Raw genomic sequence first — 11,604 nt, forward strand, 5'->3', positions numbered from 1 at the left:
CGAACAAGATTCTTTTTAAGAAAAAATCATTTTATAATAGATATCAAGTTGACTCCGTGGAAAAGTGGGAAAAGCCGAAAAATCAGGAATGAGAAGGGGGAGCTGGGGCGCGGCCGATTTTTTGAAAGAGCCCCGGCCGAGGGGCAGAATGTGGAACACCCGCTATTTTTGAGTAGTTTTAAGAAAACAATCCCGGAAACGGAACCATATAACCAATAGAAACTATGGAACAGGACAGAGAACAGTTTGACAACGAGATAAAATTAGGATACGGAATAGGCGATCTGCGCTTCGGGTTAAGCATGGATGACGTGGAGGAGATCATGGGCGAGCCCGAAGAAGTAGAAGAGTCTGACGAGGAAGACGAGTTTGAGCACAAAGCTTGGAACTACTGGGACAGCGGCTTCTCGTTCTACTTTGACAAAGAAGACGACTATCGCCTGAGCTGCATTGAGACCGCCAACCCCAACGTGACCTTGTTCGGGAAGAAGATCTTTGAAATGAGCCAGCAGGAAGTAGAAGATTTGTTCAAGCAGAACGGCGTGCAGAGCGTAGAGAAAGAAAAGATTGAAAACAACGTGACCTGCCTTTCTTACGAGCACGAGATGATTGACCTGTACTTTGAAGAAGGCAAGCTGCTGGCCGTCAACTTTGGGGTACACATGGACGACAACCTGGAAGTTCTCTGGCCAAAAGAAGGCTAAACCAGCCCCATATTTTCAGAGAACACATTCCCTTTTACAGAAAGAACCGCCTCAAGCGGTTCTTTCTTTTTTTAACCCTCCCGGGTGAGATCCGTTTCCCGCCCATTTTCGCAAAACAAGCCTTGAACCACGGTGATTTTCCTAGTGAACTATCCGGTTCTTGCCAAATACGCGATTCTCACGAAGTACATTTTAGCTGTTCCACGCAAATTGCCGTGGAACAGCCTTTCAAAGCCGCCTGAGAAGGGCCATTTGCAGGGCCGCTAAGACACTTGATCACGAATAACGAACTCTGAGAGCCTACGCTTCCCAGAAGCCTTCTAAAGGTCTCTAATTCTGAAAAGCCATTTAGCAGTGGGTAGCTTATCTCAGAAGAACTCAACCAAAGAATCTGCCGGAGGTTATTAAGACCAGCAGCACCGCTGCGCCCGTTTTGTATTCAGGCGTTTTAAGGCCATTTCTCCGAAAACAGGCCCAAAGCAGTTCAAAGAAAGGAAGTGACCATTATTTCTGAGAGAAGAACCCAAACCCTAGAAAGCAAAAGAGCCGCCTCATTTCTGAAGCGGCTCTTTTTATAAGAAGAAAGGTAAGTCTTAGGCAAACAACCAGCGGAAGAGCAGGAACAGGGTTCCGGAAAGGAACATAGAAACCGGCAAGGTTAACACCCAGGCTAGGGCGATGTTCCGGATAGTGCCCGCATTCAGGTTTTTAATCCCGCGGTTGGCCACCATACTACCCGCAATACCAGAAGAAAGGATGTGGGTGGTACTTACCGGCAGTTTGAACACAAACGTAGAGAAACCAATCACACTGGCGGCCATGAACTCAGCTGAGGCGCCTTGCGCGTACGTGAGGTGCTCTTTCCCGATTTTCTCGCCAATGGTTTTCACAATCCGTTTCCATCCAATCATAGTCCCGATACCCAGTGAAAGCGCAATCATCATAATCACCCAGTCAGGGGCGTAGTCAGTGTAGGAACGCATGCCGGTTACGCCGGCTTTCAATTGGTCGCGGTCGCGTTGGCTCATGGTGATGTCTGGGCTCTCCATCAGTTTATCGGTGCCTTTGGTGATCAGCAGGATATCGCGGCGCAGCAGGAAACGAGCGTCTTTGGGCAGGCTTTCCATGTTGGGGTTAGAGGTAAACACGCCGCGCATCTCTCTTACTTCGTCATTTAATAGGGTGAGTTGCTTTGCATCAGAGGCAGAAAGAACGGTGCTGTCTACTCTGGCCAATACCTGCTCCACCTGCGTGATGGAGTTTCTCAGACCAACCGGGTCTTTGTCATTGTCCAGGGCATAATAAGAAGGAACAATCGCAATCAAGATCAGCATCACCAGACCCACCCCTTTCTGACCATCGTTTGATCCATGGAAGAAAGACACCAGGGTACAGGTGATGATCAGAATGATTCTGATCCAGAGCGGCGGAGCTTTGCGTTTGTGCGGCTCTTTGAAAATCGTCTTGTTTTTAACGAACCGTTTCAGAATAAACATCAGAAACACAGTCAAGGTGAAGCCCAGGAAAGGGGAAACCAGCAGTGACATCCCGGTTTTAGAAGCCTCTGACCAGGCGAAGGAAGCCTCAGTGGTAGAGGGCAGCAGCGAATAGGCGATCCCTAGTCCCAGGATGGAGCCGATTAGCGTGTGCGAACTGGAAGAGGGAAGGCCGTAGTACCAGGTACCCACGTTCCAGATGATGGCACTTAATAATAGCGCCCCAATCATGGCAATGCCGTGCCAGACGTCTTGGTCAATGAGCGTTTCTATGGGCAGGAGGTACACAATTCCCATGGCCACGCCAATACCACCGGCAAAAACGCCAATGAAGTTCCAGAAGCCAGACCACACCACCGCCGCCCATGGCCGGAGGGTGTTGGTGTAAATCACGGTGGCCACAGCATTTGCCGTATCATGGAAACCGTTTACAAACTCAAATGCACACGCGGCCAGCAAACAAATTACCAGCAAGATCAACAGATCTGTTTCTAATCCGAACATAATGTAATATAGGTGAGAAAAAAGCTGCCAAAACTACAGGAATAAAAGCCCCGCAATGTTACCGAATTGTTAAGGAATAATCCCTCTACGTAATTTTGGCGGAGCAAAAGTACGAATCAAGCGCTAACTCTGCTTATTATCAGGCTTCTTCCCAGAACATTTACGCCGCAGATGCGGTACTTCTCTAACCAAACCAATACGGCGATTTACAAAAAGTGCCGATGAAACCTCTATATTTGCGCCCATGAGCACAACTGAGAAACCTACAGAAAACGCACAGCTGAAAGATATCATCTCGCACGCCAAAGAATACGGCTTCGTATTCCCGTCCAGCGAAATCTATGACGGTCTGCAGGCAGTGTATGATTACGGGCAAAATGGGGTGGAGTTGAAAAACAACCTCAAGACACTTTGGTGGAAATGCATGACCCAACTGCACCAGAACGTAGTGGGCATTGACGCCTCCATCTTCATGCACCCCAACACCTGGAAAGCATCGGGCCACGTGGACTCGTTCAACGACCCCATGATCGATAACCTGGACTCCAAGAAGCGCTACCGCGCCGACGTGTTGCTGGAGGAGAAAGCCGCCGAGTACGAGAAAGCCGGCGATGTGGAGAAAGCCAACGCGTTGCTGCAGGAAATGGGTCGTTTATTAGGTGCCGAAGATCTCAAAGGCGTACAGCAATTGATTATCTCAGAAAACATAAAGTGCCCTATTTCAGGTACTTCTAACTGGACCGAGGTGCGCCAATTTAACCTGATGTTCTCCACACAGGTAGGATCCGTGGCCGAAGACTCCAGCACCATTTATCTACGCCCCGAAACCGCCCAGGGAATCTTCGTGAACTTCCTGAACGTGCAGAAATCGGGTCGTATGAAAGTACCCTTCGGGATTGCCCAGATCGGGAAAGCGTTCCGGAACGAGATCGTGGCCCGTCAGTTCATCTTCAGAATGCGCGAGTTTGAGCAGATGGAGATGCAGTTCTTCGTACGTCCTGGCACCGAGATGGAATGGTACCAGCACTGGAGAACCATGCGCCGCAACTGGCACGAAGCGTTGGGCGTTCCCGCCGCAAAACTCCGTTTCCACGATCACGAGAAACTGGCCCACTACGCCAACGCCGCTGTAGACATCGAGTTTGAATTCCCCTTCGGTTTCAAAGAGGTAGAAGGAATCCACTCCCGTACTGATTTTGACCTGACGCAGCACCAGAACCTTAGCCGCAAAAAGCAGCAGTACTTTGACAACGACCTGAACGAAGACGGCAAACCCTTCGGAAATTACGTGCCTTACGTGGTAGAAACCTCGGTAGGAGCCGACCGTCTGTTCCTAATGACGCTTTGCAATGCGTACCAGGAAGAGGAAATCACCGAAGGCGACAACACCAAGACCCGCACCTTCCTTAAATTCCACCCAGCCATTGCTCCAGTAAAAGCCGCCGTGTTCCCGCTCGTGAAAAAAGACGGCCTTCCCGAGAAAGCCATGCAAATCTTTGACGATCTCAAGTTCGATTTCAACATGATCTACGAAGAGCGCGACGCCATTGGTAAACGCTACACCCGCCAGGATCTGATCGGGACGCCGTTCTGTATTGCCGTAGATTACGAGACCTTGGATAACGACACCGTGACCGTGCGGGAGCGTGACAGCCGCGAGCAGAAGCGCATGCACATCTCAGAACTCCGCCAGTACATCGGCGACGCCGTGAGCTTCAAGCGCATCTTCGAGAAAATCTAAGCTGTGGATTTCCGCTGATTTCCCGAAAACAGCCTCTAAACGCATTTACATAAAAAAGGCCTCTGCATAATTGCAGAGGCCTTTTTTATGGTGGATAAGGTAAAAAGAGGCAAATTCTCCAATCGCAGTTTTCCACGTGGTTCAATCTGCCGTTTCACAATATATATTATATGGTTCAATATTAAATGGTTCAATTCTGTGACTTGGACCCACTATGATCTGCAGTTTGTAACTGCAGTGAGGCATAAGCCTCAAATACTTTATACCATATAAAGTAACGCTGGCGCGAGCTTCCAGCTCGTGCCTTCACATTGCTGAACATTCCAATAGAAACTTCATGAATGCGTGCGGACACGAGCTACAAGCTCGCGCCAGCAAATGATTGAATATTGTATCTACCTGTAGTTACAAACTGCAGCCATAGTGGGTCCAAGTCACAGAATTGAACCATAGAGGGGAATGCAAAAAGCGTTTCGGACCTGCTTTCACCAAAACAGGCCCGAAACGCTTTTTACTTAGCTACCAGTTTTACGTTAAGATAGGAGGGAAGCCAACGTAACACTATGGCCGGCGGTCTCTGGATCTAAGCTCAGGTTTTCGCCCTGCTGCCGGAAGCCACCAGTAAACGGATGTTCGGCTATAAATAAAGGAGTGTCCAGATCGATGAAGTCAAACCCGCCGATTCCCGCCGCGAAATGAGCCGAGAAAGTCATGGCCAAAATGCTTTCCACCATTCCCCCAATCATCAGACCCAATCCGTATACCTGCGCCAAGGCTGTCATCTGCAAGGCTTCCAGCACACCGCACTTCATCAATTTTATGTTGACAACTGAGGCACTTTGGTTCTGCGCTAAGCGTGCGACATCCGCTGCACTGCGCGCCGATTCATCAGCGGCGATGGGGAAAGGGCAGGTGGTTGCCAACACGGCCAGGTCTTCCCATGATTCCCTCGGAAGTGGCTGTTCCAGTAAAATAACCGGGATTCCGGCTTCGGCAGCTCTGTTGACAAAGTCTTGCGCCCGGACCAGATCATAGCCGCAGTTTCCGTCTACAATCAGTTTTGCCCCCGGCGCCGCGTTGTGGATTGCCTGCAAACGACGCAAGTCATAATCCACATCTACTCCTTCGGTCTTCACCTTTATAATAGAGAAGCCACGTTCCACGATTGACCTGGCAGAGGCGGCCGCATGGGCCTCATCGCCGGCGGTGATGGTGAGGTCGGTTTTTAGTTGGGTCTGCACTCCCCCGAAGAACACGTAAAGCGGCATCTGGTAGTGTTTGCAGAGAGCATCCAGGATTGCCATCTCCAGACCACACCGGGCCGAGGGTGCCTGAGGGGCTAGTTGCTTCAGTTCTTGGGCCAGGGTGCGCCAGCTTTTCACATCTTTCTGTAGCAGGTGCTTCTCCAGTTCGCCCAGCACGGCCAGGGTGCTTTGCTGCGTCTCGCCGCTCACCGCGGGGAAGGGGGCTGCCTCGCCCAAGCCAATGGTTCCGTCTTCCAAGGTGATCTGCACCACCACATTTTCTACCTGGTATTGCGTGCCCGTGGCAATGGCGAAGGGCTCAATCAAGGGTAAATTCAATGGTTGATAACGTACAGAGGCGATTTTGGTAGAAGTCATAGTTTTGGTGGAAAATGTAGCGGCAAAGAAACAAAGAAAGTGAAGTCGCACAACACAAAATCTGCCTAAGAATCAAACCTGGACTATTTTTCCTGAAGTTATCCTGTGAAAAAATGATTTTCCTGTTTTGGGGCTGTTTTCAGAAAAACGGCCCCAAAACGTGTGATTATCCACTTACCTAAAGAACTATAATTACCGCTTGGCAAAGGCAGTAACTACAGCGCCTACTACTAGCCATGAACAACTATACATCAGCGCTTTTCCGTTTAGCGGCCGTTTTTAGAAAAACAGCCGCTAAACGGAAAAGCGCTGAAAACCTGTACTCAAGTTTTTATTGCTTAACTTTGCTAAAAGGAGCGAAGAGAGCTACATAGGTCGTATTTTGCGGTTCTACGCTTTTGCAAGTATCTGCTTTGACAGAATATCTTCTGCGGGAGCGATTCTTGGGAAACAGAATAACACCTACCACATCCTATAGACAATAAGGTGAAGTACAACGAGTATAAGCAACTGGACTATGCGGGGCTGGCCGAAGAGGTGAGAGCCTACTGGAAAGAGAACCGCATCTTTGAGAAATCGGTGGAGACCCGTGCGGGTCAGCCTACCTTTGTGTTTTATGAGGGACCACCTTCGGCCAACGGCGCACCGGGTATTCACCACGTGATGGCCCGTGCCGTGAAAGACATTTTCTGCCGCTACAAAACGCTGCAAGGTTTTCAGGTAGTCCGCAAGGGCGGCTGGGATACCCACGGCTTGCCCATTGAGCTGCAGGTAGAGAAAGAACTGGGCATCATCAAAGACGACATCGGGAAGTCCATCTCGGTGGAGGAGTACAATGCCCGTTGCCGCGAGACCGTGATGCGCTTCAAGCATCAGTGGGATGACCTCACTGAGCGCATGGGGTACTGGGTAGACCTGGACAAACCGTACATCACCTTTGACAACCAATACATAGAATCCAACTGGGCCTTGCTCCGGAAACTCTATGACAAAGGTTACCTCTACAAAGGCTACACCATTCAGCCGTACTCGCCTTCAGACGGCACCGGACTCAGCTCCCACGAGTTGAACCAGCCGGGCTGCTACAAGGAAGTGAAGGATACGTCCATCGTGGCGCAGTTCAAAGTCATCAGAGATTCTAAATCTGATTTTCTTTTCGCGCAGCCTTCCGGCGATGTCTTCATCCTGGCCTGGACCACCACTCCCTGGACCTTGCCTTCCAACACCGCTCTGGCCGTTGGCGACAAGATTACCTATGTGCAGGTAAATACCTTCAATCCGTACACCCACCAACCGGTGAGTGTGGTGTTGGCGAAAGCGCTGGTTGGAAAGTATTTCTCTGAGAAGAACAAAGACCTTCAGCTCGCTGATTACAAACCCGGAGATAAAGCCATTCCGTTTGAGATGGTGCAGGAGTTTACGGGTAAGCAACTGGTGGGACTTCGGTACGAGCAACTGATGCCCTATCTGCAGCCGTTCTACGATGCCGACAAAGCGTTCCAGGTGGTGGCCGGAGATTTCGTGACCACTGAAGATGGTACCGGCGTGGTGCATACGTCGCCCACCTTCGGGGCCGATGACTTTAGAGTAGCCAAACAACACGGCATCCCGGCCCTGACCATCAAAGATGAACTTGGTAATGAGCTCCCTACTGTTGACCGGAGAGGAAAGTTCATCTACGAGATTGGGGTAAGGCTGCAGGAAGGCGTAGCGAAGTATAACATCAAAACCCATAAACCGCTTGGGCCCGATGACTTCTATGTAAAGAATTACACCAATGAAGATGAAAGCCACCCGGATTATAAAACCACGGATGTCATCATCTCCATCATCCTGAAGGAAGAGAACAAGGCCTTCAAAGTGGAGAAGTACGAGCACACCTACCCGCACTCGTGGCGCACCGATAAACCAATCCTGTATTATCCGCTGGATGCCTGGTTCATCAAGACCACGGCGGTGAAGCAGCGGTTAATTGACCTGAACAAAACCATCAACTGGAAACCGGAATCCACCGGCTCGGGCCGTTTCGGGAATTGGCTGGAGAACTTGGTGGACTGGAACCTGTCGCGCTCCCGCTACTGGGGAACGCCGCTGCCTATCTGGCGCACCGAGGAAGGCGACGAGGAAATCTGCATCGGCTCTGTGGCCGAGTTAGACCGTGAGATTGAGCGCAGCATTGCTGCCGGCGTGATGACGGAGAACCCATTGCGCAAGTCCGCGAAAGGCACTACTAACACTGGCACCAAAGACGAACACGAAGCCAATACTTTGCTGGAATTTGCCGGTGAGTTTGCCTTGAGCCCGACCGGAACTGAGGAACCACGTTCTGAATTGGGTATCACCGATTTCAACTACGAAGGCTTCGACCTGCACCGTCCGTACGTAGACAGCATCATCTTGGTGAGCCCGAGCGGCAAACCTATGAAGCGCGAGACCGACCTCATTGACGTGTGGTTTGACTCCGGCGCCATGCCGTACGCCCAGTGGCACTACCCGTTTGAGAACCACGAAACGTTCAAAGCCAACTTCCCCGCTGACTTCATCGCCGAGGGCGTAGACCAGACCCGTGGTTGGTTCTTCACCCTGCACGCGCTGGCCGTGATGCTGGAAGACAGCGTGGCGTTCAAGAACGTGATTGCGAACGGCCTGGTGCTGGACAAGAACGGAAACAAGATGAGCAAGCGCCTCGGAAATGCCGTGGACCCATTTGAGACCATCGGCCGCTTCGGTCCCGATGCCACCCGCTGGTACATGATTGTGAATGCGCCACCGTGGGATAACCTCAAGTTCAACCTGGATGGGGTGACTGAAGTGCAGCGCCGTTTCTTCGGGACCTTGCAGAACACGTACTCGTTCTTCGCGCTGTACGCCAACCTGGACGGTTTCACGTTTGAGGGAGCCGAGATCCCGGTAGCGCAACGCACCGAGAGCGACCGCTGGATCATCTCCCGTCTGAACACACTGGTGAAAGAAGTGGGCGCGTACTTTGACGACTACGACCCAACCAAAGCCGCCCGCGCCATCCAGGACTTTGTGGCCGATGAGTTGAGCAACTGGTACGTGCGCCTGAACCGCAAACGTTTCTGGAAAGGCGAACTGAACCAGGATAAGCAGGCTGCTTACCAAACGCTGTACACCTGTTTGGAAACAGTGGCTAAGTTGGCTTCCCCGATTGCGCCGTTCTACATGGACCGCCTGTTCCTGGATCTGAACCTGGTGAGTGGCCGCAGCAAAGCCGAGTCTATCCACCTGGAGTCTTTCCCGCAAGTGCAGGAAGATTTGATAGATGTAGACTTGGAGCAACGCATGCAGTTGGCACAGAGCGTGTCTTCATTGGTGCACTCGCTCCGGAAGAAGCACATGATTAAAGTGCGTCAGCCGCTGGGCCGTATCTTGATTCCGATTTTGGATGAGAAGATGAAGACGCAGCTGCAAGCCGTGGAAGATCTGATCTTGTCTGAGGTGAACGTGAAAAGCCTGGAGTACTTGGAAGACACCACCGGCATTCTGGTGAAAAAAATCAAGCCGAACTTCAAGCGTCTGGGCCAGGTGTTCGGACCGAAGCTGAAGTTGGTGGCCGCCCAAATTCAACAGATGAGCCAGGAAGACATCCTGAAAATGGAGCGCGAAGGTTTCTTCGAGATTCCGGTGGAAGATGACACAACCGTGCTGAGCCGCGAAGACGTAGAAATCATGTCGGAGGATATCCCGGGTTGGCTGGTCGCGTCGGAAGGAGCCTTGACCGTGGCCTTGGACATCACCATAACGGAGGAACTCCGTCTGGAAGGGATGGCCCGTGAATTGGTAAACCGCCTGCAGAACCTACGCAAAGACAGCGGTCTGGATGTACAGGATAAAATCAGAGTGTTCCTGCAAGATGGCAATGAAGAAGTGGCCTCCGCCGTTCAAGCTTTTGGAGGTTACATCTCAGAAGAGGTACAAGCGGTAGAACTGACCTTGGTGCCGTCCTTGGCTGACGCAGAAGCCACCGTGCTGGACATGGAAGGATTCAGTTTGCCGGTCCGTTTAGAGGTGGCTCGGTAAGCTTCTTCTAAAACCAGAATAAAAAGGAAGATTGAACGCCTGCCGTTTTAGGCCGCTTTTCAGAAAAGGAGGCTTAAAGCGGCAGGTTAACCCATACTCATGAAGTACACGAAATATTATCTGGTTGCCTTGCTGGTAATCGCTATTGACCAGGCAGTAAAAATGCTGGTGCACAACAACATGCAAATGGGCATGCCCGGACAGATTCCGGTGTTTGGCGATTGGTTTAAGTTGCATTACACCTTGAACCCCGGCATGGCCTTTGGCGTGGAGTTAGGTTCTGCGTATGGCAAGATCATCTTGACTGTCTTTAGAATGGTGGCCATGGTAGCCATTGGGTATTTGGTGTACTATCTGGTAAAGCACCGTTACCACCAAGGCCTGATCTGGTGCGTAGGCTTGATTCTGGGCGGAGCCATCGGGAACCTGATTGACAGTATTTTCTATGGCGTGCTGCTGGACAATGCGCCGTACGGGGTGTCTACTCCGTGGCTGCACGGCCAGGTGATAGACATGTTCTACATTGACATCTGGGAAGGCATCCTTCCGCATTGGATTCCCATCATCGGCGGTACGCCCATGTCGCTGTGGCCTATCTTCAACGTAGCCGATGCGGCCATCTTTGTGGGCGTGCTGATCATCGTTTTCAATCAGAACCGCTTCCTGAACCAACCGCCGGCCAAGGAAAAGCGCGAAATCAATATCGTAGAGGCATAAAAGAAGCGGGCTGTCTTTGGTTAGACAGCCCGCTTCTTTTTTAGGGGTGTTTTCCGGAAATCGGCTTAAAAAGAATAACCCATGTTCAGCTGCAGTGCGAAAATAGAAGTACCTTCATTATAGAAATAACCTGCGGCCCGCATCCCGAAGAAGAGCCGGTTGTCGTTGAAGAAGTCGGTTTCCAGCACGGCTTTTCCGCCGAAGTCTTTTTCCCTGATATGGACAAACACATCGCCGGGAGTGTTGCTTGGAGTGGTAACGGTTCCTTCGGGAACTTCACCTCTCACCAGATCCAGCTCTGAACGCCTTCTCACGGCCGGCCCGGCACCAAGTTTAATGGTGTATTTGGTTGTTTCATACAGGTCATAGTAAAGCGAGGCGTCAAACATCACGAACGCTTTTCTGGAAGTAAAAAGCTGAATTTGCTTGTCATATCTGGAGGAACTCAGGTATTCTGCGGAAACCGCAAAATGCAAATGGTCAGTCAGCTCACGGGTATATTGCTGCGAGAACAGAGCCCCACTGTTGTCTCCGTCCAGGATATAGGCAAAGCCCACCCCCGTTCTGAAATGGTTCGGGTACCGGTGTTGGGCCGAGGCACCCTGCATTACAAAGAGAAAGAAGAACCCTACCAAAATACTTTTCAGCAGCAGGTTACTTAGAACGTTAACGTGTTTCATAAAAACGGCCTTAAAACGGAAGATGGGGAGTTGAGCAAATTGTATTGTGAATACTTATGTTTAATTATTTAAGTTGTGCCTGTACATAACTTTTTG

7 protein-coding genes are annotated in these 11,604 nt (G+C 50.9%); 4 read left to right on the forward strand and 3 right to left on the reverse strand.

Annotated features, from left to right (window positions below; genetic code table 11):
- The first annotated feature begins 224 nt into the window (after window positions 1-224).
- Window positions 225-704 carry a hypothetical protein gene (locus tag H7U12_RS07355; RefSeq protein WP_186635283.1) on the forward strand — a complete coding sequence of 160 codons (480 nt, stop codon included), beginning with the start codon at window positions 225-227 and terminating at the stop codon, window positions 702-704.
- A 593-nt stretch (window positions 705-1,297) separates the two neighbouring features.
- Here the strand turns inward: H7U12_RS07355 and H7U12_RS07360 are convergent.
- Complete coding sequence (locus tag H7U12_RS07360) at window positions 1,298-2,704, reverse strand: inorganic phosphate transporter (protein ID WP_186635286.1); 1,407 nt, start codon at window positions 2,702-2,704, stop codon at window positions 1,298-1,300.
- 244 nt (window positions 2,705-2,948) lie between these two features.
- Between H7U12_RS07360 and H7U12_RS07365 the strand changes: the two genes are divergently transcribed.
- The gene (locus H7U12_RS07365; protein WP_186635289.1) at window positions 2,949-4,445 is read left to right on the forward strand and encodes a glycine--tRNA ligase; all 1,497 of its coding nucleotides are present in this window, start codon (window positions 2,949-2,951) and stop codon (window positions 4,443-4,445) included.
- 533 nt (window positions 4,446-4,978) lie between these two features.
- Here the strand turns inward: H7U12_RS07365 and H7U12_RS07370 are convergent.
- On the reverse strand, window positions 4,979-6,067 hold the full coding sequence (locus H7U12_RS07370) for a dipeptide epimerase (RefSeq protein WP_186635292.1): 1,089 nt from the start codon (window positions 6,065-6,067) through the stop codon (window positions 4,979-4,981).
- Between the two features lie 486 nt (window positions 6,068-6,553).
- Between H7U12_RS07370 and ileS the strand changes: the two genes are divergently transcribed.
- The gene (gene ileS / locus H7U12_RS07375; protein ID WP_186635296.1) at window positions 6,554-10,111 is read left to right on the forward strand and encodes an isoleucine--tRNA ligase; all 3,558 of its coding nucleotides are present in this window, start codon (window positions 6,554-6,556) and stop codon (window positions 10,109-10,111) included.
- 99 nt (window positions 10,112-10,210) lie between these two features.
- A complete protein-coding gene (locus H7U12_RS07380) occupies window positions 10,211-10,828 on the forward strand; it encodes a lipoprotein signal peptidase (protein ID WP_186635299.1) in 618 nt (205 codons plus the stop codon).
- A gap of 65 nt (window positions 10,829-10,893) precedes the next feature.
- On the opposite strand, the gene H7U12_RS07385 is transcribed toward H7U12_RS07380, so the two are convergent.
- Window positions 10,894-11,508 carry a hypothetical protein gene (locus H7U12_RS07385; RefSeq protein ID WP_186635302.1) on the reverse strand — a complete coding sequence of 205 codons (615 nt, stop codon included), beginning with the start codon at window positions 11,506-11,508 and terminating at the stop codon, window positions 10,894-10,896.
- Between the last annotated feature and the right edge of the window lie 96 nt (window positions 11,509-11,604).

Origin of the sequence: Rufibacter sediminis, assembly GCF_014269285.1 — a bacterium.
Taxonomy (GTDB): domain Bacteria; phylum Bacteroidota; class Bacteroidia; order Cytophagales; family Hymenobacteraceae; genus Nibribacter; species Nibribacter sediminis.